The sequence below is a fragment of the Empedobacter sp. UBA7611 genome (assembly GCF_002484365.1).
GTDB classification, from domain to species: domain Bacteria; phylum Bacteroidota; class Bacteroidia; order Flavobacteriales; family Weeksellaceae; genus Empedobacter; species Empedobacter falsenii_B.
Genome location: NZ_DLJR01000069.1, coordinates 17,261 through 43,027, shown reverse-complemented (window position 1 = coordinate 43,027; position 25,767 = coordinate 17,261). Strand labels below are relative to the sequence as shown.

Below are 25,767 nucleotides of genomic sequence, written 5' to 3'. Positions count from 1 at the left end.
CACTGCAATCCCTAACGCTTTTTTTAATTTTGTTCTACGTGTATTGTCCTGCTAAATTTATATCAGCAACTCATCTAAATTTGTGCGATTCTGAAACGAGTTCAGAATGACTTTGGTTTCTGTCATTCCGAGCTTGTCGAGGAGTCTGAGATTCTTCATTTAGCTAGAGCACAATGTACTTTTTACATAATACATTGTACAATTCCTTACGCCAAATTAGGACTCAACCAACGTTCAGCTTTATCGAGTTCTATATTTTTACGTTTTGCAAAATCTTCAACCTGATCCATTTTTATTTTTCCAACTCCAAAATATTTTGCTTCTGGATTTCCAAAATAATAACCCGAAACAGACGAAACAGGATACATCGCCAACGAACTTGTTAACTCAATTCCTGCATTTTTCTCTACATCCAAAATCTTGAAAATTGTTTCTTTTTCTAAATGATCAGGACAAGCAGGATAACCTGGAGCAGGACGAATTCCTTTATATTTTTCTGAGATTAATTCATCATTCGATAAAGTTTCATCTTTCGCATAGCCCCAAACTTCTGTACGAACATATTTGTGCAAATATTCAGCATAAGCTTCAGCCAAACGATCGGCAATTGCTTTTACCATAATCGAATTGTAATCATCTAAATTCGTTTCGTAAGCTTTGGCAACTTCTTCAATTTCTTGTCCAGCAGTCACAGCAAATGCTCCGATATAATCTTGAATTTCTGAATCTTTTGGCGCAATAAAATCAGCAATCGAAATATTTGGTTGCTCTTTCGATTTTTTTGCTTGTTGACGAAGTGTATAGAATTCCTCGATTTTGTTATCATTTTCATCAAACAATTCAATCGTGTCATCGTTTACCGTATTCGCTTTGAAAAGTCCAAAAACAGCTTTTGGTTTTGCTAAATTCTCAGTTTCGATTTTATTTAACATTGATAAAGCATCGACATATAATTCCTTGGCATTTGTGCCAACAATTTCATCTTCTAAAATTGCAGGAAATTTACCGTGTAAATCCCATGTTTTGAAAAATGGAGTCCAATCGATAAAATCTCTTAATTCAGAAACTGTTGTTTGATGCGTGAAAACACCTAATTTATTTGGTTTAAAAGGTTTATTTTCTTCAAAATCAACTTTTAATTTATTCTTTCGAGCATCTTCAATCGATAGATATTCTTTTGATACAGCACGATTTAAGAAACCTTCTCTAATTTTTGTATAATCAGTAGTTGTTTCTGTAAGCAATTCTGCTTGTTGATTTCCAATCAATTTTTGACAAATTGTAACCGAACGAGAAGCATCTAAAACATGAATAGCTTTATCATATTCTGGTGCAATTTTAACGGCTGTATGCGCTTTAGAAGTCGTCGCACCACCAATCATCAATGGAATATCAAGATTAAGACGTTTCATTTCTTTGGCAACATGTACCATCTCATCTAACGAAGGCGTGATCAATCCTGAAAGACCAATCACATCGACCTTATTTTTTTGCGCTTCATCTAAAATCGTTTCAGAAGAAACCATTACACCTAAATCGATGATTTCGAAACCGTTACAACTTAAAACGACAGAAACAATATTTTTTCCAATATCGTGAACATCACCTTTTACAGTCGCCATTAAGATTTTAGAAGGCTCTTTATCTGTTTTATTTCTAAGTTTTTCTTCCTCTAAAAATGGTGTTAAATAAGCAACAGATTTTTTCATTACACGCGCCGATTTAACTACCTGTGGTAAGAACATTTTTCCACTTCCGAAAAGATCTCCAACGACATTCATTCCATCCATCAAAGGACCTTCGATAACGCGTAAAGGCGAACCAATTTTTTCTAAAGCTTCGGCGGTATCTTCGTCAATAAATTCTGTAATTCCTTTTACTAAAGAAATTTCAATTCGTTTTTCCAAAGGTAATTCTCGCCAAGCATCATCTTTCTTTTTCTCTTTTGTAACACCTTTTAGATGTTCGGCAAAATCAATCAAACGCTCTGTTGCATCGTCACGTCTATCTAATAGAACATCTTCAACGTGTTCTAATAAATCTTTTGGAATATCATCATAAATCTCAATCATTTCTGGATTGACGATTCCCATATCCATTCCATGTTTGATGGCATGATACAAAAATGCCGTATGCATCGCTTCACGAACCGCATTATTTCCACGGAATGAAAACGAAACATTCGAAACTCCACCCGAAACTAATGCATGAGGAAGATTTTCTTTGATCCATTTAGTTGCATCAAAAAAATCGATGGCATTTCGTCGATGTTCGTCCATTCCCGTTGCAACTGGGAAAATATTCACATCAAAAATGATATCTCTTGGATTGAAATTTACTTCATTCACCAAAATATCATACGAACGTTTTACAATTTCGATTCGGCGTTCATAATTATCTGCTTGACCTTTTTCATCAAACGCCATAACCACTGTTGCAGCACCAAAACGCTTAATTTTTTTGGCATGTTCAATAAATAATTCTTCTCCTTCTTTCAAAGAAATTGAGTTCACAATTGCTTTACCTTGAACATTTTTCAGACCAGCTTCGATAATTTCCCATTTCGAAGAATCAATCATAATTGGCACTTTCGAAATATCAGGTTCAGAAGCAATCAAACGCAAATATTTTACCATAGAAGCAACACCATCAAGCATTCCTTCATCCATATTGATGTCGATAATTTGCGCGCCACCATCTACTTGATCACGTGCAACTTGAAGTGCTTCTTCAAATTTTTCTTCTTTGATTAATCGCAAGAATTTTTTAGAACCAGTTACATTTGTACGTTCACCAACGTTTACAAAGTTTGAATTTTCACGTACAATTAAAGGTTCTAATCCAGAAAGTTGAATTTTTACGCCTGACATTCTACATTAATTTTTCGAGGTTCGTATTCTTTTGCTAAATCTGCCATCAATTTGATATGATCTGGTGTAGTTCCACAACATCCACCTAAAATATTTACCAATTTTTTATCCAAGAAGGGTTTGATAAAATCTCGCATCATTTCAGGAGTTTCATCGTATCCACCGAAAGCATTTGGTAAACCAGCATTTGGATATGCGCTCACATAAAATGGAGCTTTTTCGGCTAAAACTTCCAAATATGGAATCAAATCTGTTGCACCTAAAGCGCAATTTAATCCAACTGAAATTAAATCAATATGTTCTAATGAAATCAAGAAAGCTTCGGTTGTTTGTCCAGAAAGCGTACGTCCAGATTTATCTGTAATTGTACCAGAAGCCATTAATGGAACGTTAATACCTGTTTTTTCTATCGCATCTTGAATTCCATAAAATGCAGCTTTTGCATTTAAAGTATCAAAAATAGTTTCAACAAGTAAAATATCGGCACCAGCTTCTAACATTGTTTTTGCTTGACGATAATAAACATTTGCCAATAAATCAAAATCCACATCGCGATAACTTGGATCGTTAACTTGTGGCGAAATAGAGGCAGTTTTGTTCGTAGGACCTAAAGAGCCAACAACAAAACGAGGTTTATCTGGCGTAGAAAACTCTTCACACGCTTCTTTCGCTAAACGAACGGCTTCGTAATTTAATTCATCAACCAAATCAACCATATCATAATCAACCATAGAAATAATATTGGCATTGAACGTATTTGTTTCGATCAAATCCGCGCCAGCAGCCAAATATTCTCTGTGTATATCTTTGATAATTTGCGGTTGCGTTAAAACCAATAAATCGTTATTTCCTTTTAAAGACGTATGAAAATCCTTGAATCGTTCTCCACGATAATCTTCTTCTTGTAAATTATGCTTTTGGATCATTGTTCCCATCGCACCATCTAAAATTACAATACGCTCTTTTAGTATATCGTCTAATTTCATTCTAAATATTTTAAAAGCTTTATGGGAAGAAGTGTGAGGTGAGTCCTTATCTTTCTCTATTTGAGTAGGATTTAGCACCCAACTATACTTTGGGTTGCTAAGATTTCAACGGGCCTATTCCCTCCATCTTTCTTTATAAAGCTATGTGCAAAATTATTTAAAGTATTGAAAATAAAAAAATCAAGATTGAAAAAAACGAGTTTAGAATTTGGTTCATAGAAATAATTTTTGTTTGAAATAGTTCAAAATCTCTAATAGGTCATTTTTGAAATTTATTTTAGAAAATTATTCTTTAAAATGCTATTTTTAAAGAAATAATATTTTAATCAATTGTTAAAACTAATTGTTTTTAGAATATTTTTAATAAAAACCTATTTTTATTAAAAAATATTAAGATTTGTTTTTTCTTTTAATTGTGTTTTTTAGAAAATTATTTTTACATATTTATATTTATAGAATAAAATTCATGATTTGTATGTTTTTATTACTAATTACGGAAAATATTAAATTACAACAATGAAATTAATTTGGATATATAGAATTCTTTCACCTAAATTTGTCCTCAGAAATAGTTCATTAAAATTTACATTTTATCAAGAAAAGTGGAGGGAAATGGCCCAAAGAAACTTTAGCAACCTGATTAACGAATCAAGGTGCTAAATCCATCCTTATAGGAAAGATGAATAAAAACTACTGTAAACCAATCATTCAATAATATTCTTTATTCAAAATGGTTCAATTGTTTTTATGCGATTGAACCATTTTTTTTTCTTCACTTTTCTCTGATAAAAAAATATTAAAACAAAAGAATACATGAAAAAAATAAATATCGGATTGTTCGGATTTGGAGTTGTAGGAGAAGGAATTTACAAGGTTTTAGAAGAAAAACCACAATTGAATGCTGCAATTAAAAAAATTGTAATTAAAGATAATTCCAAACCTAGAAATGCTCCGTCTGAATTATTTTCGACTAATGCGGATGATATTTTAAATGATGATGAAATAAATGTTGTTGTTGAGTTAATTTCGGATGCTGATGCGGCGCATGATATCATTATAAAAGCGTTCAATAAAGGAAAACATGTGGTAAGTGCAAATAAAAAATTGATTGCCGATCATCACAAAGAATTATTGGATTTGCAAGCAAAAAATAATGTTTCTTTTCTTTATGAAGCATCTGTTTGTGGATCAGTTCCGATTATTAGAAATTTAGAAGAATATTTTGATAACGATTTATTGAATTATGTTTCTGGAATTGTAAATGGCACAACAAATTACATTTTGACGAAAATGGCAAATGAAAATGAGTCGTATCAAGATGCCTTAAAAGCAGCGCAAGAAAGTGGTTTTGCAGAAGCTGATCCAACGGCTGATGTGGAGGGTTTTGATGCGTCGAGTAAATTAGCAATTATTACCTTGCATGCTTTTGGTAAAAAGATTGATGTTGAGCAAGTTATTCGAAAAGGAATTACCTCATTGAAAGTGGAAGATTTTAAATACGCGAAAGAAAAAAATTATACAATAAAGTTGATTGCGAATTCTAAAATTAATCATCAAACAGGTGAAATTACATCAACAGTTTTACCAACTTTTGTTGAATTAAATAAAACAATTGCGCTTGTAAACAACGAATATAATGGTGTTTTGATTGGAAGTTCGCTTTCGGATGAACAATTTTTATACGGAAAAGGAGCAGGGCGTTTCCCAACTTCTTCGGCTGTTTTGAGTGATATTTCTGCGTTAAAATATGATTATCAATATTCGATTCGAAAATATGAAAATAAAGAAGAAGGAGTTTTTAATCAAACAGGAAAAAAGAGAATTTATATCGGTTTTGAGAATCAAGCAGATGATGTTTCAAGCATTTTTGATGAAATAGAAGAGCGTTATCAAAGTAAAAATTACAATCACATTGTTGGTGTGATTGATATAGAAAAGCTCAAACAAAAAGAGATTATTGAAAATCCAAAACTTTCAATAATTGCGTTTGAGTAAATTTTTGTGATTAAAAAGCCTCAATATTAATTGAGGCTTTTTTTGTAAATCTAAAATTAAGGTTTTTGTAAATACTTTTTCAATAAAAGTTTTAGTGGTTTATTTTTAATTAATCCAGCATAAGTCATTTCAATTTTAAAATCTTTAGAGATTAAAACCCAATATGGATAACTAATTTGTTCGTTTTTATCAATAAATTCTTCTAAAAATGGGTGAGTTTTTTTATTCGATTCAGGTTCATATTTTTTGTTTAAAAAAATAATAGATTCATTTGTTTCTGCATCAAATTCAATAAAATAAATGTCATTATTTAGAATTTGAAGTAATTCATCATCTTTTTCTAATTGTTTCTTTTGAATCATACAGTAACTACACCAATTGGTTGAAAAATAAAGCAGAATTGGTTTAGGATTTTCATTAAAAATTGAATTAAATTTTTCTAATGAAATCTGTGCTTGGAGATTCAATGATGATAAAATGAATATGAAGTTCCAGATTTTCATTAACGTAAATTGTATCGAACACCTATAAAACCTCTTGTTCCCTGCATAGGTGTGTAGCTGTAATCATTTGGCTCAAAAATAACATCATTTCTTCCTTTAGGAGGAGTAATGCCATTTCCTGGTTCTCCGAATGGATCCCACCAACGAGCAATAACATCGCCTTTTGGTAAAACATTAAAAATATTTTTTACTCCACCATAGATTTCAATATTATTTTTGAATGATTTACTCAATTGAATATTGGCAATAAAAGTTGGCTTTGAATATTCAGGTCGATAATCATTTTCTACGCGAGGTAATTTCATTTTGTCATTATAATTGGCGGTTAAATCAATAGTAAAACCTTTTTTGAATGCATAACTTGCTAAGAAATTTCCAGACCATTTTGGTGCGTGATATTGAACTTCTTTTTCGCCATTTTCTTTTTTGTAAACATCCATATAGGTTGCGCCAAGCATTATTTTTAGAGGAAAGTCAAATGTTGCATCTATATTTAAAGAAACTCCTTGAGATATTGCGTGTCCATCTAAATTGTCATAGATAATCTTTGTTTCGTCAGTATCTGTATCAGCAATAATTTTGTTTGTGAAATAAGAATAGAATGTTGTGAAATCAAAATTTAGAGCTGCAAAAGAAGTTGGTAGTTTGAACACATAATTAATATTTCCATTATATGATTTTTCAGGTTTTAATTCATTTTCAAAAACTACTTGTCTAGCTCCAGTTAATGCACGATGATCTTCTGTGAAAACATTTACAACACGAAATCCTGTACCAAAACTTGCTCTTAAAGTATGATGAGATGAAGGTGAAAATTTATAAGCTACTCTTGGAGAATGTATTCCTTTATGTGTTTTATCATAATCAAATCGATAACCAAGTAATAATTTATTTTCAGAGTTTAATGTCCATTCGTCTTGTACAAAAATACCAGGAATTGGTGTATTCATAGGGTTATTCTTAATTAGATTATTATCTTCATCATATTCTCCAGTCCCTCTTGTGTTATCATCGTAATAAGTATACTTGAATGAAGTTCCTAAAAGTAAACTATGTTGTCCAATTATTTTATCCCAATAAGCTTGAGCAAAAACAACTTGTTGTTTTCCTTGATACGATTCTGGACCATAAAATGAATTCTGTTGATGAAAATTATAAGAAAATTGAGTCATTATTTTTTCTTTTATAGGTAATTGATACATTCCTATCGCTTCAAAACGATTTGTCATAATACTTTCGGCATAAACTTCGTCACTTCCTCTGTGTAGTTTTCTTTTCCAATTCATTTGACCTCCCCATCTATCTTCGTATAAATAACGTAAAGCAACTGATGCTGTTCTATTTTTTTGACGTTCAAAATCAAATTTATTGAATAACGTGATGCGATCTTGTAACGTTACATCCGTAAAACCGTCGTTATTTTTATCTTTCTTATTACCATATTTAAAGTAATTAAAACCAAATAAACTATTTACCTTTTCTCCTAAATTGTATTTGTATCCTCCATCAAAATTGGTTTCCAACCAAGAAGTTGTAAAAGCATCCAAAGATAATTTTGGAGCAGATTTAGGAGATTTCGTAATTACATTAATTATACCACCCATGGCTTCTGTTCCATAAAGGGAAGATGCTGGTCCTTTTACAACTTCTATTCGTTCTACCAAAGAGTTCGGAATTCCGCTCAAACCATAAACAGTAGATAAAGAAGAAACAATTGGCATTCCGTCAATTAAAATCATGGTATATGGACCTTCCATTCCGTTAATATGAATATCACCTGTGTTACAAACATTACAGTTTAGTTGTGGTTGAACACCATTTATTAATTGTACAGCGTCAAATAATGAAGGTGTTGGATTTTTTTGAAAAAACTTTGGTGTATAGATTTCAATTGGAACTGGACTATCAGATTTTCTTACAGCTTTCATTGTTCCTGTAACTACAATCTCATCTAAATTTTCTGAAGGATCTTTCACGAAAATAGAATCTTTTTGTTCCTGAGCATTTGATAGAATGGAGGTTAAAGCAATTAATAAATAAAATGTTGTTTTCATATCAAGTAAAATTTATAATCAAATTAAAAAGTTAGACAAATCTAACAAAAATATTATTAAAAATGAATTATTAAATTTTACTTAATTTTCAACTATATTTGTTTCTATGAATTCATTGGTCGAAGAAAATTACCTAAAAGCATTATTTCATCTTTCTGAAAATGGGAAAGGAGAAGTGAATGTGAAGGATTTGAGTAAGCATTTGGAAATAAAAATGCCTACTGTAAACAGTATGATGAAAAAATTAGCTGAAAAAGAATTGGTGATTTATGAATCGTATAAACCACTTCGGTTATCTGATAAAGGAATTCTGAAAGCTTCTTTGATTGTAAGAAAACACCGATTAACAGAGATGTTTTTGGTAGATAAAATGGGATTTGGTTGGGAACAAGTTCATGAAATTGCTGAGCAAATAGAACATATTCAAAGTCCAATTTTTTTCGATAAAATGGACGAATTATTGAATTTTCCTAAATTAGATCCGCATGGTTCTCCAATTCCAGATAAAAATGGAAAAATAGAAATTATCAATTACAAAAAATTGGCCGAATTTAAAGAAGGTGATAAAGTAGAAATATGCGCTGTTATTGGTTCTTCGGATGAATTTTTGAAGTATTTGAATTCAAAAAATATTCATTTGAATGATGAAATTGAAATCATTTCAGTCGAAGATTTTGATGGAACAATGAAAGTTAAATTTCTAAAATCAAATGAAATTGAATCATTTAGTAGTCATGTAACTTCAAGATTGTTAGGTAAATAATGGTTTTACAGTTTTTTTTATCAATCGTCTTATTTCTCTTTTTTTTAGGGATTGGATTTTTATTTCAGAAAATTTTCCCTAGAATAAACTCAACTATTTCGTTTACAGTTATAAATGGGATGATAGGAGTAGGATTGATAAGTTTTTTAGTAGCATTTTTTCTTCCATTAAACTTCACATACGAAGTAGTATTAATTTCAATTGCTATTTTATCGTTAATTTATCATAGAAACGAAGTGAAAGTAAGTTTGTTGAAACTGAAAAATATATCGCGATATTTTTATGCTTTTACTTTTGTTGGATTGTTGGTTGCAGTTACATATCCTTTTATTTTAGATCATTTTGGTTATTATATTCCAACAATAAAATGGTTAGACTTTGCTGGTTTTGTAAAAGGTCTTTCCAATTTTGAATGGGTTTTGGCACAAAATAGTTTCTGGCATATTTTGCAAGCTTCGATTAACGAAACATTAGATATTTATTATCGATTGAATTTTTGTATATTTTTAATCTTCAATCTCTATGTTTTCGAATTGAAGCAGAAAAAACTACTCATTTTTAATCTCATTTTTTTATTTTTTCTAAATACTCCTTCGCCAGATCTTCCTGTTTTTGTTCTTTCGATTCTATTAATCAATGAATATTTACGTTATAAAAATAAAGCATCTGATTACCTTTTTTACGCTACTATTTTATTTGTAATTAAACCAATAAGTATTATTTTAATTTTGTTTTTTGGAATTGAATATCTAAGAAATAAAGAATACAAGAGTTTAAAAGATAAGAATTTATTTTTACTCGTTTTTATTGCTTTATTATTCTGTTGTAAAGGAATAATTGTTTCAGCAAATCCTTTATTTCCTTTAGAATTTTCTTCAATAAAAGGTTTGGAATGGGCTTCACCACAGCATTTATATGAATTATCTGCACAGAACGGTAAATTTATTCCACTTAAAGATTCGTTTACGTTTGAAGAAGTAGCTAGAATGAATACAACTGAATATTTTCAAGCTATTTTTTTTCAATCATCTTCTCGAACAATAATTTTTCTTTTAATTATTTGTTTAACAATTTTCAATTTGTTAATAGGCTTCTATAAAAAGAATTATTTTATAAAATCGTTAATATTCTGTTGTATAGTGAAATTATTAATAATATTAATTTTTTCTAATCAATTTAGATTTTTATTAGATGTATTAATTATTGATTTATTAATTATTTTTAAATTAGTTAACTTAAAAATATTTAATAAATATTCAGAATTATTAAGTTTAATATTTGTATATATTACTTCATTTATTTTAATATTTTCTATTTTTAAAGGTGATTATTTCAAAAATATTAAATCATTTTCTTATATAAGAAGTATAAATTTTGATCAAATTTTAATTCCAGGAAATTATAAAGAAAATGAATTGAACATTAATAATTTAAATATAAGTAAAACCAAATTAGAAAAATTTCTACAATATCAAATTTATCTACAACAAATTGATTCTACTGATGTAAAAAAAGGCTTTTATTTTGAAAAAATGGACAGAAAAAAAAGAGAGAAGATTTTAAACATTTTGAAAGAAGAACAAAAAAAGCAAGTTAAATAACTTGCTTTACTATTATTCTGCTTTTCCTTTTATTCTGAAAATTTTTCGAGAAGAAACTGGATCGTTAGATGTGATTGTTACGGATTTATTAAAATCTCCAGTAACTCCTCCACTTGAATATTTAATGGTAATATCCGCAGATTTTCCTGGTTCGATAGGTGTTGTAGGATATTCAGGAACTGTACATCCACAAGATCCAACAACGCTTTTAAGAATTAAAGGTTTATCACCTGAGTTGGTTACTTTCATCTTAGCTGTTACTTCAGTATTCAACTTTATATTTCCAAATTGAATTTCTTCTTTTTCTAAACTAAGTGTTTGAGCAAATAAACTTGTAACGCCTAAAGCAAAAGCACCTAAAAACATTAATTTTTTCATGACGATAATTAATTTATAATCAAATGTACAAAAGAATTTTACTTTAAATAAAATTACTTTCGAATTTATTACAAATAACATTCCAATTTTATAATATATATTTAATATACTAGGCAGTTTAAGGCAGATTGTGTAAATTTGCCCAAATTTATTTTAAGTCATATATAAATAATGGAAATCGCATCTAAATATACGCCAACGGAAGTTGAAGGAAAATGGTATGAATACTGGATGGAGAAGAAGTATTTTAAATCTACTCCAGATGAAAGAAAAGCTTACACAATCGTCATTCCACCACCAAATGTAACAGGTGTCTTGCACATGGGACATATGTTAAATAATACGATTCAAGACGTTTTAATTCGTCGTGCGCGTATGCGTGGATTTAACGCTTGTTGGGTACCAGGTACAGACCATGCTTCAATTGCTACTGAAGCGAAAGTTGTTGCGAAGTTAAAAGAGGAAGGTGTTTCTAAATTTGATATTGGTCGTGAAGAATTTTTAAATCACGCTTGGGATTGGACGCATAAACATGGTGGAATTATTTTAGACCAATTAAAAAAGTTAGGAGCTTCTTGCGATTGGGATCGTACGAAATTTACGATGGATCCAGATTTATCTGAATCTGTTCAACGTGTTTTTGTTGATTTATATAATAAAGGATTAATTTACCGTGGATACCGTATGGTAAACTGGGATCCGGAAGCAAAGACAAATATTTCTGACGAAGAAGTTATTCATGTTGATAAAAATGGAAAATTATATCATTTAAAATATCAAGTTGACGGAACTGATCAATATATTGTTGTGGCGACAACTCGTCCTGAAACAATTTTTGGTGACTCTGCAGTTTGTATCAATCCAAATGATGAGCGATATGAATGGTTGAAAGGAAAACAAGTTATTGTTCCAATCGTTGGTCGTAAAGTAAATATTATCGAAGACGAATATGTTGACATCGAATTTGGTACAGGATGTCTTAAAGTTACGCCTGCACACGATGTGAACGATTACGAATTAGGTAAAAAACATAACTTAGATTTTATTGATATTTTTACGGATGATGCGAAATTAAATGATTTAGGATTAAATTATGCTGGATTAGATCGTTTCAAAGCGCGTAAAGAAATCGAGAAAGAATTAGAAGAAAAAGGTTTACTTGAAAAAGTAGAAAATTATAATAATAAAGTTGGTACATCTGAAAGAACAGGAGCGGTGATTGAGCCTAAAATTTCAAATCAATGGTTCTTGAAAATGACAGATTTAGCTAAACCAGCTTTAGAAAATGTAATGAATGATACGATTAAATTTCATCCTGCGAAATTTAAAAATACATATCGTAATTGGATGGAAAATGTAACAGATTGGAACATTTCTCGTCAATTATGGTGGGGACACCAAATTCCTGCATTTTTCTATGGTGATGGAAACGAAGATTTCGTTGTTGCTCTAACAAAAGAAGAAGCTTTACCATTAGCACAGGAAAAAACAGGAAATGTTACATTAACAATCGAAGATTTACGTCAAGACGAAGATGCGTTAGATACTTGGTTTTCTTCTTGGTTATGGCCAATTTCTGTTTTCAACGGAATCAATGAGCCAGAAAATGAAGAAATCAATTATTATTATCCAACACAAGATTTAGTAACTGGTCCAGATATTATTTTCTTTTGGGTTGCGCGTATGATTGTGGCTGGATATGAGTATCGTAACGAATTACCTTTCGAAAATGTATATTTCACAGGAATTGTTCGTGATAAACAAGGGCGTAAAATGTCAAAATCGTTAGGGAATTCACCAGATCCAATCGAATTGATGAACGAATATGGTGCAGATGCTACGCGTATGGGAATGTTGCTAACAGCGCCTGCTGGGAACGATTTACCTTTCGATGTTGATTTGTGTCTACAAGGACGTAATTTTGCGAATAAAATTTGGAATGCTTTCCGTCTAATAAAAGGTTGGGAAGTGAAAGAAGATTTAGAACAAATTTCTGCTCAAACAAAAGCGGTTGAATGGTTCGAAAATAAATTCCAACAAGCATTAGCAGATATCGAACACAATTATGATCAATATCGTTTATCTGATTCATTGATGGCAATTTATAAATTGATTTGGGATGATTTCTGTTCTTGGTACTTAGAAGCAATTAAACCTACTTTTGGTGAGCCAATTGATGCAAAAACTTATGCAGCAACAATTTCTTATTTAGAAAATGTATTGAAAGTTTTACATCCATTTATGCCTTTCTTAACAGAAGAAATTTGGCATTTAATTGCTGAAAGAACAGAAAACGAAGCCTTAATTATTTCTAAATATCCTGAAGTAACATCTTTCAATGAAGAGATTATCAAGAATTTTGAAAATACAAAAGAAGCAACAACTGCTATTCGTGGATTACGTTCAGAAAAAGGAATGTCACCAAAAGAAGCATTAGAAGTTTTTGCTGATGCTCAAGCTGCGAATGAAATTTATGTAGATGTGTTCTCTAAATTAGGAAATGTTTCTAATTTCAATACAGGTGATAAACCAGAAAAAGGTTTTGCTTTCCGTGTTGGTACGTTAGAATTTATGGTTCCGATGTCTGATAATATCGATATTGAAGCTGAGCGTGAGAAATTACAAAAAGAGTTGGATTACAACCAAGGTTTCTTAAACTCGGTTCGTAAAAAATTATCAAACGAAAAATTTGTTGCTGGTGCGCCAGAACAAGTGATTAATGCAGAACGTAAAAAAGAGGCTGATGCATTATCTAAAATTGCTCAAATTGAAGAGCAGTTACAAGCTTTGTAATTTTAATTTAATTTTTAAAATATATGAAAAACCACTCCAAATTTTGGAGTGGTTTTTTTATTGATTTTTTTTGATTAACTTTAATAAAGCCTCAAAAAAGTATAAATGTCAAGCGAATTAAATTACAAAAAGAAAAAGTTGTATTCTGATTTTTTAAACCAAGAAAGAAATATTTTTGTTTGGATACCAGAGCGTTTTATAAATGAAAGTTTGCCTGTTTTGTATTTATTAGATGGCGGAATTAATGAAAAATTTAAGCAAATATCAAAACTAATTGATGAGTTAATTATATCAAATCATATTCAACCATTGATGATTGTAGGAATTGAAAATATTAATCGAAATTTAGATTTTACAAGAAATACATACATTGCAAAAGATAAAAAATGGGTTCCAGAATATGGAAATGCAGAATATTTTGAGAAATTTATTGTATTAGAATTACTTCCTTATATTTCGAAAAATTACTATACAAATAATTCGAAAACTATTGTTGGTGAGTCTTTAGGCGGATTATTGGTAATGGATATATTGTTTTATTTTTCGCATTATTTTGATTCTTATATCGCAATTGATCCTTCGCTTTGGTGGAATAACCACGAATTGTTTGATTCTTATTTTGAAAAATTTGATTTTAATCTATTAGAAAATAAAAAGATTTGGATTTCAAGTTCTAAAACTATTTCAATTTCAAAGTTTACAGATCAATTTGTAGAAAAATTACGCGAAAAAGATAACTTGAAATCAAATTGGAATTATTTACATGATCCTTCGCAAAATCATTTTACAATTTTCAATTCATCTATAGAATCAGCCTTAATATGGACGTTTAAGTAATATTTTTTGAATGATTCATTTGACTTCAATAGGTTTCTCCAACAAGTTTGTCTAAATTTGCAAACCTTTTTAAAAAGAATTAATGCAGTATTTAGAACTACTTTTAATTGGAATTTTCACAGCTTTTATTGGATCATCCATTCCTGGATTGTTGAATATGACGGTGGTGAAAATTGGGAAACAAGCAGGAACTAAAAGTGCATATACTTTTATGTCAGGAACAGCGGTTACGATTGCAATTCAGGTTTATTTGGCAATTTTTCTAGCAAAATTTATTGATTTTAATAAAGAAGTTACCAAAATTTTTAGGGAAGTTGGATTAGCTGTTTTTGTAATTATTACGATTTATTTTCTCTTTTTTGCCAAGAAACAAGATCAAAAAAAGAAGAATAAAAAACTAAAAAAACAAGATGATGTAAAACAAAAAAATAAATTCATCTATGGGTTATTGTTATCCGCTATAAATGTTTTTCCAATACCTTTTTATGTGTTTTTAAGCGCAACATTGGTTTCGTATAATGTTAATGTTTTTGGACAGCCAAACAGCTCAGTTTTTGCTTTAGGAGTTGTAGTTGGTTCGATGATTATTTTTGGTCTATATCTGAAATTTTTTAACTCAAAATCAGAAGAAGATTCATTTATTTTAAAGAATATCAACTATGTAATTGGAGGAGTGACGAGTGTGATTTCTTTGTTAACGATTTATCAGCTTTTTCAATAAAAATTTAATTCAAATTTTGCTTTGGATGCGAGTATTTAACCAAATATTCCATCACTTCATCGCATTCTTTACCTTCTAAAATATAACTCAAAATATCCTCAATTAACTCATCAATAATTTGAGGATTAAATTCAAATTTTTTAGCTAAATCAATACAAATTGCTTTTTCATTTTGATGAATATTCAAATCAACAACCATTAATAAAACAGCGTCATACAACAAAGAAAGTCGATCAGTAAAGGTTTTTGGCAACGTAAAATCAAACTTCGTGTTTTCGTTCAAAATATAACTTACATCTTTGGCAGAAAGCTCATGAAATTTGGCAATATCAGAGATAATTTGAATCTCTTTTTCATTCAAATTACCATCACTTTTACCAATAATAAATAAATTTTTGATGTGATTTAATTTGTCAATCAAAGTAAGATTATTTTTCATTTGTTGCTTTTTGGGATTAAAAATACTCAAAATAGTGGTAAATTAACGTTCAAAATTTTTCATGTGCCAGATTTTAAAACGAAAATAGATGAGATTTATGATAAGCAATGTAAGAATAAAGCAAATATTCGTCATCTTGCTGTTTATTAGCGAAAAATATATTTAGAAAGAGTTTTTCATATATGAAACCGATTTTAAAAGTTAATCGTTTTTTAGCGCCATCAAAATTTCTCAATTATCCTTATAATTCTACAACTCAAAAGGTAATTGATTTTTTGATGAAATATTTTTAAATCTCGGTTCAACGATTTAATTTTATATTTGTTTTATACGACAATCAACGTTATTTTTGTAGTTAAATCTTATAGAATTGTTATCAAAAAAGACAAAATACGGACTAAAAGCGATGGCTCATTTGGCTAGACAAGAAAGTAACAAACCAGTTTTAATCGGACAAATTTCTGAAACAGAAGTTATTCCGAAAAAATTCTTGGAAGCTATTTTATTGGATTTAAAAAAGTTAGGTTTCGTCAATTCAAAACAAGGAAAAGGAGGTGGATATTATTTGGCGCGAGATGCGAAAGATATCAGTTTAGCTTCTTTGATTCGTGTTTTAGAAGGACCGATAGCGCTTTTGCCTTGTGTAAGTAAAAATTACTACGAAAAATGTGATGATTGCCCTAACGAAGGCGTTTGCACATTGAATAAAGTGATGGTTGAATTGAGAGATTCGACTTTAGAAATTCTTGAAAATAAATCTTTAGAAAGTTTAAAATAAATCTTTAGCCTGAGTTTTTCAGGCTTTTTTATTGGAAAATTTTATAAGAACGAAGAATAAAAGTATAACTCTTTTTCGAGAATTCTTCCTAATTTCGAACATTTATATTTCATGAAAAATAAATCTATACAACAAGAGTTTAAGCAACTTTTAGAGCAACATTCTTTTTCTACACATCGTTATTTATTGGCGATTAGTGGAGGAATTGATAGTATGGTTTTGTTAGATTTATTTCGTCAAACTACTGCAAATTTTCAGGTCGCGCATTGTAATTTTCAGTTACGTGAAGAAGACGCAAATGGTGATGAAATGTTTGTGACAGAATATTGCGGAAAATATAATATTCCATTTCATTCAGTTCGTTTTGATGTTACGGCTTATCAAAAAACAGGAAATTATTCGGTCGAAATGGCTTGCCGAAATTTGCGTTATGAGTGGTTTGAGCAAGTTCAACAACAAAATCGTTTGGATATTTTGGTGACAGCACATCATTTGGATGATAATATTGAAACTTTTTTGATTAATCTTTCTCGTGGAACAGGTTTGAAAGGTTTGGTTGGAATGCAAATTGATAATGGAAAAATCTTTCGTCCACTTTTAAATTTTACAAAAAATGATTTGTTGGAATATGCAAAATCAAATGAAATAAATTGGCGAGAAGATTATACGAATGCGACGGATGATTATACTAGAAATAAGATTCGTCATCACATTACACCAATTCTAAAAGAGCTTCATCCGCAATTTGATGAGAATTTTTTGTCAAGTTTAAATCATATCAATGATAATTATCAAATTGTACAAAATAAAGTTGGAGAAGTTAGAAGTGATTTATTCTCAGGAGATAATCCGATTGAAATTGAAATTTCAGCATTAAAAAAACTTCAACCATTAGAAACATTTTTACATTATTTGTTCGAAAAATATGGATTTTCGTCGAGCAAAGAAATTTTAAAATTTTTGGATGCAGAAACGGGAAGTGAAATAAAATCAGCAACTTATCGATTAATTAAAAATCGAGAAAATTTGTTGTTGCAAAAAATAGAAGAAGAAAATGAAGATGAATTAACGATTTTTGATGAGTTAATTGAAATGAATTCGTTAAATTTGAAGTTCGTGAAATCGATAAATCCACACGAAAACGCTACTGAAATAGTAGACTTTACATCAATTTTATTTCCGCTTAAACTTAGAAAAGTGAAAGAGGGAGATTTCTTTTATCCAATTGGAATGAAAGGTCAAAAAAAATTGTTGAGTAAGTTTATGAAAGATTTGAAACTTTCTAAGTTAGAAAAAGAGAAGGTTTGGTTGCTTTGTGACCAAAAAGATCAAATTATTTGGGTGGTAAATCATCGTTTGGATGAACGTTTCAAAACGACAGAAACAAGTAAAAACTTTTTAAACATTACAGTATGTTAAAGAAACTTTGGATACTTTTTTTGTTTCCAATTTTAGTCAACGCACAGTTATTTAGTCCTGCAAAATGGTCGAGTTCGGTGAAGGAGGTTGGACAGAATGAGTTTGAAATCGAGGTAACAGGAAAAATTGATAAAGGTTGGCACCTTTATTCAATGAAACATCCTGATGGAGGAATTGGAATTCCAGCAAGTGCATCATTTAAACCAGCTGCAAATGCAAAATTAGTTGGAGGTGCGCGAGAAGTAGGAAAACGTATAGATAAATACAGCCAAATTTTTGAACAAGATGAAAAATATTACGAAAATCAAGTAAAATTTGTTCAAAAAGTAAAAGTTTCGGGTGATAAACCTGTAAATGTATCATACACAATCGAATTTCAGATGTGTGATGCTGAACGTTGTTTGCCACCAGATGAAACAAGCGGAACAATAAAATTAACGCCGTCTGCAAAAGTTGAAGAAACGAAAGAAGAGGCGAAGCCAGCAGATGCTACAGAAGCAAAAGATACAGTAGCAGTAACTGAAATTACGCAGGATTCTGTTCAAGAAGATTCTACAGCAGTTGTTGCGGCAACACAAGATACAATCAAAAAAGTTGATGATTCTTTATTAGCAGATAACGAAAAGAAAGATAATGGTTTATTGAAAATCTTTTCTTTAGGATTTTTAGGAGGATTGGCAGCGCTATTAATGCCTTGTATTTTCCCAATGATTCCTTTGACAGTAAGTATGTTTACAAAACAAAGTAAATCGAAAGGAGAAGGAGTTGGAAAAGCCTTTATTTATGGATTATCAATCATTGTTATTTATGTTGCATTAGGTTTATTGGCGACAGTTATTTTTGGACCATCTGTTCTAAATGAAATGTCAACAAATCCGTGGGTAAATTTAACGTTTTTTGCTATTTTTATTGTATTTGCAATTTCATTCTTTGGTGCTTTTGAATTAACATTACCAAGTAAATGGGTAAATGCAGCTGATAAAGGTGCTGATAAAGGCGGATTAATTGGAATCTTCTTTATGGCATTCACGTTAGCATTAGTATCATTCTCTTGTACAGGACCAATTATTGGTTCGTTATTAGTTCAAGCTACGCAAGGAGGAAACTATTATTCATTAATCGTAGGAATGTTTGGCTTCTCTTTAGCATTAGCGATTCCATTTACATTGTTTGCGATGTTCCCAGGATGGTTAAATTCAATGCCAAAATCTGGAGGATGGTTAAATACAATCAAAGTTTCTTTAGGGTTTATTGAATTAGCTTTTGCCTTAAAATTCTTATCAAATGCTGATTTAGTTTGGCAAATGAATTGGTTGCCAAGAGAAATTTTCTTAGCATTTTGGATTGCAATTTTTATCTTCTTAGGATTATATCTTTTAGGTAAATTTAGATTAGAATTAGACTCTCCTGTACAAACAATTGGCGTTCCGAGAATGTTATTTGCATTGGTTTCAGTATCATTTGCGATTTATATGATTCCAGGTTTATGGGGTGGACCATTAAAATTACTAAGTGGTTTAACACCTCCAATGACTTATTCTGAAGCGCCTCGAGGTTTCCACGAAGGTGTAGGCGGTGAACAAGCGACAGCTAAATTTGATGATCCTAATATGGTTGCTGGACCTCATGGAATTCCTGCATTCAAAGATTTCGATCAGGCTGCGGCTTTCGCAACGAAAGTTGGAAAACCAATGTTGTTAGATTTCACTGGGCATGCGTGTGCAAACTGTCGTAAAGTTGAAGAACGTGTTTGGAGTGATGAGCGTGTGAAGAAAATTTTGGCTGAAGATGTTGTTTTAGTTTCTTTATATGTTGACGAGGCAAAAGAATTACCAGAAGATCAAAAAGTATTTTCGAAAGCATTAGATCGTAATTTGAAAACGGTTGGGAACAAATGGACTTCTTTCGAGATTGAACATTTCAATGCAAATGCTCAACCTTATTATATTTTGGTTGATAAAGATTTGAATCGTTTTTCTAAACCTTTAGAAGCTGAACTTGATGTAGAAGTTTACTTAAAATGGTTACAAGATGGAATCGAGAAGTATAAAGCGAAATAATTATTTTGTCCCGTCCTGAAAAATATATACAATTTTTCAGAGATTAAATACATAAATTAAACAGTAGTAGCTAACAAGTTGCTACTGTTTTTATTTTATATTCATTTAAGTAAAATTGAAATTCATCTTCAAACAAAATCAGAAACTGAACAAGCTATTTTTATCAGCAAAACACAGATTAATAGTTGGATGGATTGGATGAATAGGAAAAAAAAATCTCACAAATGTGAGATTTTAAAATATTAGTTTATAAATTTTCTAACATCAAGATAATTTCACTTTCGATGCGTTGCATCATTTCAGGCGAAATTTCGATTTGATGTTTTACATTTTCGATAGTATTGTACGTCAATTCTCCCGTTTTCAAATTCAAATTATATTCAATTTGTCCTTCCCAAGAATTACTCGATTCGTAAAATGAAACTATTTCAAAAGGTAATCTTGGCAAAAGTTCACCAAAATGTTCTTCTAATTTGATTCTATTTTCTTGATTAATTGTTAGTTTTTCCATGATTTAATAATCATTGCATTAGCAGAAGTTTCGTAGAAAATAATCGCTAATAATTGTAAAAATTCAGCATGATTTAGCTTTCCAGCAACCACTTCATCAATATCTGCCTCGTAATATTCTTCAATTGTTTTAGTCATCAAGGCTTTAAAATTCTCTAACGGAATATTTTGATCTTTCAATTCATTTAATAAATAATTATCCGAAGCTAAAAAGTCTGCACGAGTTCCGAAAATTGGAGATTTACGAATATTTAATGCATTATGAAAAGTTTGCGAAATCAAAACGCCACGTTCCAATTCTTCAAATTCCCAACCTTTACGAACTCTTCTCGGGTTATTTTCATAAAAAATATGATTGTGAAAAGCGTGAATATGTTTCGCAATATCCGTGTTGGTATGTAAATAAAGGAACTGCAAAATTGAACTAAACAAATGGTTTGCGTTCAGATTTGCTGGATAATATGTGTACAATAATGGATAATGAAACAATGTTGTGTACAACGGCGAAAAACTATCAATAATGTTTAGATTCAACACATTTATTCCTTCAAAATCTACTTTCTGATTCGTTTGATAATAATTAATTCCAGCCAAATAAATATCCTCATAACTCAATTCAAACTGATTAAGATACGCTCCAATTTGTTTGAAAAAAGAAGTATTTAAATTATGATTTGTAACTAATTTATATTGTTTATTTTCAAATTCTTTAATAAAATCTAACTTAAACTCAGACTTTAAATTATCATTGATAACTTTATCAAAATCAAATGATTTCTTTCTAATTACATTAACATAAATTTCGTTGTATGTATAAATAATTTGCTTGATTGGTGCTGTGTCTAAAGCTTCAAAAGGATTGATGTCAGTATTTGGCGTAGCATACAACGTAAACAAACGACGAAATTCTTGTTGAATTTTTTCTTCTTCCACAAACATATTCATCAATTGATTAGTGTTCGCAGCAATAATACTTTCACCTAAAAAAAATAAAATACCAGCTTTCAAATCTTCATCAAAACCACATCTTTCAAGGGTTTGATCAAAATAAGTTTTGAATAGATTTTCAGGATTTTGGCTCATATCGAATAATTTTATTTTATCATTTAAAAAAGTAAAAGTATTGATTTTTTGAAGATTTAAAACGAAAAAAACCTCTGTAAAACAGAGGTTTTTAAAATTTATTTTAATGAATTTGTTTAACTTGTTAAAATTCAACCATTGAAGGATTCAATCCTGAAAAACCATCAGCTGGCATTTCATCAATCGCTTTTACATCTTCTGTGCTCAATTTAAAATTATTTGAAGTGAAATTCGCTTCAATATTTTTTTCTGAAGAGGAGCGAGGAAGTGGTAAAATTTCTTTCGCCAAACAATAATTTATACAAATTTGACCAACCGAAACATTGTATTTATCCGACAAAGAAACAATTAATTCGTTCTCTAAAATTCTTCCTGAACCTAGTGGACTCCATGCTTCAACCAACAAATCGTGTTGTTTACAAAAATCGACTAATTCTGGTTGCGAATGTCCTGGATGAATCTCAATTTGATTAACCATTGGTTTGATTTCAGCCGTTTCAAATAAAGCTTCTAAATGATTGATATTAAAATTACTTACACCAATCGCTTTTGCTTTTCCAGATTTGTAAATTTCCTCGAAAGCTCGCCAAGTTCCAGCATTCAATTCTGCCCAAGTATCAGGAAATTGCGTTTCATTTGCAGGCCAATGAATCAAATATAAATCTAAATAATCAGTCTGTAAATCAGCTAAAGTTTGCTCAAATGCAGCCATTGCTTTTTCGTAACCACGCTCAGTATTCCAACATTTAGACGTTATAAATAATTTGCTACGATCTACATTTTCAGCTTTGAGAACAGCGCCAATTTCTTTTTCATTTTTGTAGATTGCTGCTGTGTCAATATGAGTATATCCTTTTTCTAGCGCTATTTTTAGAGGTTCTGTAACTTTTTCACCTTCTAATAACCATGTTCCAAATCCGATTGCAGGAATTTCGATTCCGTTTGATAGTTTAAAGTTTTCCATTTTTTCAATATTTATATATTCAAATTTATCTCAAAACAACCAATTTCAATAATTAGTAGACGTTAATTCTTCTGTTAAAACTCATTTATAGAAATCTTAAATTTAATTGTTTGTTAATAAAATAGTTCTATATTTATTCTCGAAATGTGAATGGAAAAAATATAAAAAAATGACACAATTTACAGGTACGATTGAGGATTTTATGAATACGCATGAAGAATTTATCAATGCTTTGATTCTGAAAAAAATCAATCAACAAGTTGTATTAGATAAAAAAGAAGAGGAAGAAATTCAGCAAAATGAATTTATTCAACAAAAATTAGAAGATTTGAAAGAACATATGACTGATTTGTTCGAAAATGAATTTGGTGATTGGGAAATTACAATGGATTTAGAATCTTTTGAGCAAGAATTTGACAAACATTTTCAAATTTCTAAGCAAGAATTAGAAGACAATGTGCTGTTGAAGTAGGTGATTATTTAGAGTAATGTTCACAACATTTAAACCTACTAAAGAAGTTTTAAAAAAGTATATTGATTATTATTATGTTGATATTAAACATGATAATACATTAACTATATACGATTGCTTTCCTCATTATAACAATACGATTTCAGTTTATAAATCGCATCAATATATAAAGGGGAATTCTGTTTACAAACAAAATGGAATTCCTCTTCAAATTTTTACTCCATTAAGATCAGATGTTTTACAGATTCAACAAATTGGTTCTGTTGAACGTTTTGTAATGGTTTTTAAACCTTTTGGAATTAATCAATTTCTGACTAATATAGATTTTTCAAGTATTATAGATGATTTAAACTTTTTTGATGAAGAAGAGTGTAATCATTTGTTTAATCATATAAAATCTGAGGAATTTGTTTCTATAATTGAGCCTATTTTATTGAATAAAATAAGTAGAATTGAAAATGTAATTATAGAAAATTCAATAGATTATATTTTTAAACATTATGATGATTTTACAGTTAATCAACTTGCTGATTATTTAGGTTTTAGTCGAAAACATATCAATAGAGTTTTCAAAGAAAATATTGGAGTTTCCATTAAAAATTTTCATGAAATCGTTTTATTTAGAAAAACTATCGAAGAGAAATTGTTACATAATCCTGATGAGACATTTACGTCGATTGCACATAAATTAAATTTTACGGATCAATCTCATTTTAATCGTTTGTATAAAAAATTTGTTTCTGAATCACCCAATCAATTTTATAAAAATGGAGAATTAATAGGAGAGGAAGATACTTTTTGGAGATTTTATAAAGATTAAAATGTCCCAATTTTACAAGTTTATTAGGGGTGTTGATGGTATTTTTACACAAAATTCAACCCATGAAAAATTATATCTTTATACTTATCTTATTTCTATCCACACAAATTTTTAGTCAAGAAACATATTCTAGTTTAATTTCAAAAGCTGAAAAGTTAGTTGAAGAAGACAAGAAGGAATTAGCTTTAGATTATTATACAAAAGCATTCAATCTACATAAAGACAGTATCAATAATTTTGATTTATATGATGCGGCTGAACTTTCTAACATAATTGGTCAAGCAAATCAAACATTTTATTTTTTAGAAAAGTTAATTCAGAGAAATCCGAAACTATACCCAGGTTGGTATTTTATTTTAGATAAAGATTCGAAAGTGAAATTCAAAAATCTATTAAATGATAAACGTTGGCAGAATTTAGAAGTAACCTCAAATAAAAAATCTAAAAGATTTTATGACAGTATTCAATTGACAAATGATGAGTTTTTTAGAATTAAGAAATCAACAAATTTAGAGATTAAAGATAAGAAAAAACTTTATAAAAGTTTGAAAAATTCTTCATCTTATTTACCGAAAAAAGAACAAAATTATTCTATTTTCTTTCCAATTAATGATACTTTAAAGTCATCTTATTTTATTCATTTACCTAAAAATTATAACCCAGAAAGAAAATATCCTATGCTTATCTTCCTTCATGGAGCTGTATTTTTCAGTGAATTTGAAAAATTTTCTACTGATGAAGATTTGAAAGGTTGGAATAGATTTTATACTAAATATGCGGATCAGAATGATTTTATTTTAGTTTTTCCTAAAGCTGATAAACGTTATAATTGGATGACAGAAAAAGGATTTTATATGGTTCCAGAAATTGTTCGACAAATAAAATCAACAATTAATGTAGATGATAATAAAATGTTTTTAACGGGACATTCTAATGGAGCAACTGGTTCGTTTAATTATTTAGTAAAACAACCAACTTATTTTGCAGGTTTTTATGGCTTTAATACGCAGCCAATTGTAAGAACAGGAGGAACATTTATTCAAAATGCATTGAATCGTTCTTATATAAATTTCTCTACTGATTTAGATTATTATTTTCCACCACAAGCTAATGATGATTTAACTGCATTGATGCAATCATTACATATTGATTATAAAGATTATCGATACAATGGTTATCCGCATTGGTTTCCAGAATTTAATGGTTCAGAGCCTGCGTATAAAATTTTGTTTGATGATTTGTTGAATAGAAAAAGAAATCCATTTCCGAATAAATTAATTTGGGAAACAGATGATGTGAAATACGGAAAAGTTGATTGGATAGAAATCACAAAACTGGATACAATTTCATCTAAAAAAGAGTGGCAAAAAAACTATAATTTCAAAATAACTAAATGGTTAGAATATGATGATAATGATAGTCTACAAATAAAAGATGTGGATAAAATGGCTTTTAATTTTCCTCGTGAATCAGGTTTAATCAAAGTAAATTATTCCAAAAATAGATTTGATATTGAAACATCTTCTGTAAAATCATTTCGATTATATATTTCTCCTGAAATGATTAATCTGAACAAAAAATTAAAAGTCTATGCTAATAATAAATTGATATACAGTCAAAAAGTAGATTACAATCCATCTTTTATGAAAGAAAATTTCAATAAAAATATGGATAAAGTACAAGTTTGGATTAATTATATTGATTTTGAATTATAATTAACA

21 protein-coding genes and 2 riboswitches are annotated in these 25,767 nt (G+C 29.6%); of the genes, 12 read left to right on the top strand and 9 right to left on the bottom strand.

All coding sequences use genetic code 11. The annotated features are described in order from the left end of the window. Positions 1 to 206: 206 nt before the first annotated feature. Together metH and B3R94_RS12080 are read right to left on the bottom strand one after the other, a co-directional pair. The gene (metH, locus tag B3R94_RS12085) at positions 207 to 2,870 is read right to left on the bottom strand and encodes a methionine synthase (RefSeq protein ID WP_291101099.1); all 2,664 of its coding nucleotides are present in this window, start codon (positions 2,868 to 2,870) and stop codon (positions 207 to 209) included. Beyond that, positions 2,858 to 3,856 carry a homocysteine S-methyltransferase family protein gene (locus B3R94_RS12080; RefSeq protein WP_180906737.1) on the bottom strand — a complete coding sequence of 333 codons (999 nt, stop codon included), beginning with the start codon at positions 3,854 to 3,856 and terminating at the stop codon, positions 2,858 to 2,860. The genes metH and B3R94_RS12080 overlap by 13 nt, the downstream gene beginning before the upstream one ends. A 43-nt stretch (positions 3,857 to 3,899) precedes the next feature. Further along, a riboswitch (SAM riboswitch) is annotated at positions 3,900 to 3,998 on the bottom strand. A gap of 445 nt (positions 3,999 to 4,443) precedes the next feature. Further along, positions 4,444 to 4,542, top strand: a riboswitch (SAM riboswitch). A gap of 127 nt (positions 4,543 to 4,669) precedes the next feature. Between B3R94_RS12080 and B3R94_RS12075 the strand changes: the two genes are divergently transcribed. Continuing rightward, the gene (locus tag B3R94_RS12075; RefSeq protein ID WP_291101094.1) at positions 4,670 to 5,851 is read left to right on the top strand and encodes a homoserine dehydrogenase; all 1,182 of its coding nucleotides are present in this window, start codon (positions 4,670 to 4,672) and stop codon (positions 5,849 to 5,851) included. A 56-nt stretch (positions 5,852 to 5,907) separates the two neighbouring features. Here B3R94_RS12075 and B3R94_RS12070 read toward each other — a convergent pair whose 3' ends face one another. Both B3R94_RS12070 and B3R94_RS12065 read right to left on the bottom strand, forming a co-directional pair. Then, entirely contained in the window at positions 5,908 to 6,354 is a 447-nt protein-coding gene (locus B3R94_RS12070; RefSeq protein ID WP_291101091.1) for a thioredoxin fold domain-containing protein, read from the bottom strand. Next, positions 6,354 to 8,408, bottom strand: a complete 2,055-nt coding sequence (locus B3R94_RS12065; protein WP_291101088.1) for a TonB-dependent receptor plug domain-containing protein — start codon at positions 8,406 to 8,408, stop codon at positions 6,354 to 6,356. The genes B3R94_RS12070 and B3R94_RS12065 overlap by 1 nt, the downstream gene beginning before the upstream one ends. 106 nt (positions 8,409 to 8,514) lie before the next feature. On the opposite strand from B3R94_RS12065, the gene B3R94_RS12060 reads away from it, so the two are divergent. Next, positions 8,515 to 9,171 carry a metal-dependent transcriptional regulator gene (locus B3R94_RS12060; protein WP_291101084.1) on the top strand — a complete coding sequence of 219 codons (657 nt, stop codon included), beginning with the start codon at positions 8,515 to 8,517 and terminating at the stop codon, positions 9,169 to 9,171. Continuing rightward, positions 9,171 to 10,772 carry an LIC_10190 family membrane protein gene (locus B3R94_RS12055; RefSeq protein ID WP_407933553.1) on the top strand — a complete coding sequence of 534 codons (1,602 nt, stop codon included), beginning with the start codon at positions 9,171 to 9,173 and terminating at the stop codon, positions 10,770 to 10,772. The genes B3R94_RS12060 and B3R94_RS12055 overlap by 1 nt, the downstream gene beginning before the upstream one ends. Before the next feature lie 12 nt (positions 10,773 to 10,784). Here B3R94_RS12055 and B3R94_RS12050 read toward each other — a convergent pair whose 3' ends face one another. After that, the gene (locus B3R94_RS12050) at positions 10,785 to 11,150 is read right to left on the bottom strand and encodes a DUF1573 domain-containing protein (RefSeq protein WP_221857201.1); all 366 of its coding nucleotides are present in this window, start codon (positions 11,148 to 11,150) and stop codon (positions 10,785 to 10,787) included. A gap of 171 nt (positions 11,151 to 11,321) precedes the next feature. Here B3R94_RS12050 and B3R94_RS12045 point away from each other — a divergent pair, with 171 nt between their 5' ends. The 3 genes from B3R94_RS12045 (at position 11,322) to B3R94_RS12035 (ending at position 15,501) form a co-directional block, all read left to right on the top strand. After that, positions 11,322 to 13,943, top strand: a complete 2,622-nt coding sequence (locus B3R94_RS12045; RefSeq protein WP_291101076.1) for a valine--tRNA ligase — start codon at positions 11,322 to 11,324, stop codon at positions 13,941 to 13,943. A 105-nt stretch (positions 13,944 to 14,048) separates the two neighbouring features. Next, the gene (locus B3R94_RS12040) at positions 14,049 to 14,780 is read left to right on the top strand and encodes an alpha/beta hydrolase (protein WP_291101073.1); all 732 of its coding nucleotides are present in this window, start codon (positions 14,049 to 14,051) and stop codon (positions 14,778 to 14,780) included. Positions 14,781 to 14,862: 82 nt separating this feature from the next. Next, on the top strand, positions 14,863 to 15,501 hold the full coding sequence (locus B3R94_RS12035) for a LysE family transporter (RefSeq protein ID WP_291062864.1): 639 nt from the start codon (positions 14,863 to 14,865) through the stop codon (positions 15,499 to 15,501). A 4-nt stretch (positions 15,502 to 15,505) separates the two neighbouring features. On the opposite strand, the gene B3R94_RS12030 is transcribed toward B3R94_RS12035, so the two are convergent. Beyond that, the gene (locus tag B3R94_RS12030; RefSeq protein WP_291101070.1) at positions 15,506 to 15,940 is read right to left on the bottom strand and encodes a hypothetical protein; all 435 of its coding nucleotides are present in this window, start codon (positions 15,938 to 15,940) and stop codon (positions 15,506 to 15,508) included. Positions 15,941 to 16,310: 370 nt separating this feature from the next. Between B3R94_RS12030 and B3R94_RS12025 the strand changes: the two genes are divergently transcribed. The 3 genes from B3R94_RS12025 to B3R94_RS12015 all read left to right on the top strand — a co-directional run bounded on the left by B3R94_RS12025 (position 16,311) and on the right by B3R94_RS12015 (position 20,197). Further along, entirely contained in the window at positions 16,311 to 16,718 is a 408-nt protein-coding gene (locus tag B3R94_RS12025; RefSeq protein WP_038334449.1) for an RrF2 family transcriptional regulator, read from the top strand. 111 nt (positions 16,719 to 16,829) lie between these two features. After that, positions 16,830 to 18,137: a tRNA lysidine(34) synthetase TilS gene (gene tilS / locus B3R94_RS12020; RefSeq protein WP_291101067.1), complete on the top strand. Its 1,308-nt coding sequence runs from the start codon at positions 16,830 to 16,832 to the stop codon at positions 18,135 to 18,137. Next, the gene (locus tag B3R94_RS12015; protein ID WP_291101064.1) at positions 18,131 to 20,197 is read left to right on the top strand and encodes a protein-disulfide reductase DsbD family protein; all 2,067 of its coding nucleotides are present in this window, start codon (positions 18,131 to 18,133) and stop codon (positions 20,195 to 20,197) included. Before tilS ends, B3R94_RS12015 begins: the two co-directional genes overlap by 7 nt. 247 nt (positions 20,198 to 20,444) lie before the next feature. On the opposite strand, the gene B3R94_RS12010 is transcribed toward B3R94_RS12015, so the two are convergent. The 3 genes from B3R94_RS12010 to B3R94_RS12000 all read right to left on the bottom strand — a co-directional run bounded on the left by B3R94_RS12010 (position 20,445) and on the right by B3R94_RS12000 (position 22,754). After that, entirely contained in the window at positions 20,445 to 20,708 is a 264-nt protein-coding gene (locus B3R94_RS12010; protein ID WP_291101061.1) for a hypothetical protein, read from the bottom strand. Then, a complete protein-coding gene (locus tag B3R94_RS12005; RefSeq protein ID WP_291101058.1) occupies positions 20,696 to 21,790 on the bottom strand; it encodes a hypothetical protein in 1,095 nt (364 codons plus the stop codon). Before B3R94_RS12005 ends, B3R94_RS12010 begins: the two co-directional genes overlap by 13 nt. A gap of 124 nt (positions 21,791 to 21,914) precedes the next feature. Then, positions 21,915 to 22,754 carry an aldo/keto reductase gene (locus B3R94_RS12000; RefSeq protein ID WP_291066774.1) on the bottom strand — a complete coding sequence of 280 codons (840 nt, stop codon included), beginning with the start codon at positions 22,752 to 22,754 and terminating at the stop codon, positions 21,915 to 21,917. Positions 22,755 to 22,923: 169 nt separating this feature from the next. Here B3R94_RS12000 and B3R94_RS11995 point away from each other — a divergent pair, with 169 nt between their 5' ends. The 3 genes from B3R94_RS11995 (at position 22,924) to B3R94_RS11985 (ending at position 25,761) form a co-directional block, all read left to right on the top strand. Next, positions 22,924 to 23,226 (top strand): hypothetical protein, encoded by a 303-nt coding sequence (locus B3R94_RS11995; protein WP_286473452.1) that lies wholly within the window; start codon positions 22,924 to 22,926, stop codon positions 23,224 to 23,226. Between the two features lie 16 nt (positions 23,227 to 23,242). Then, on the top strand, positions 23,243 to 24,046 hold the full coding sequence (locus tag B3R94_RS11990; RefSeq protein ID WP_291101056.1) for a helix-turn-helix domain-containing protein: 804 nt from the start codon (positions 23,243 to 23,245) through the stop codon (positions 24,044 to 24,046). A gap of 62 nt (positions 24,047 to 24,108) precedes the next feature. Next, positions 24,109 to 25,761 (top strand): alpha/beta hydrolase-fold protein, encoded by a 1,653-nt coding sequence (locus B3R94_RS11985; protein ID WP_125349514.1) that lies wholly within the window; start codon positions 24,109 to 24,111, stop codon positions 25,759 to 25,761. Positions 25,762 to 25,767 lie beyond the last annotated feature (6 nt).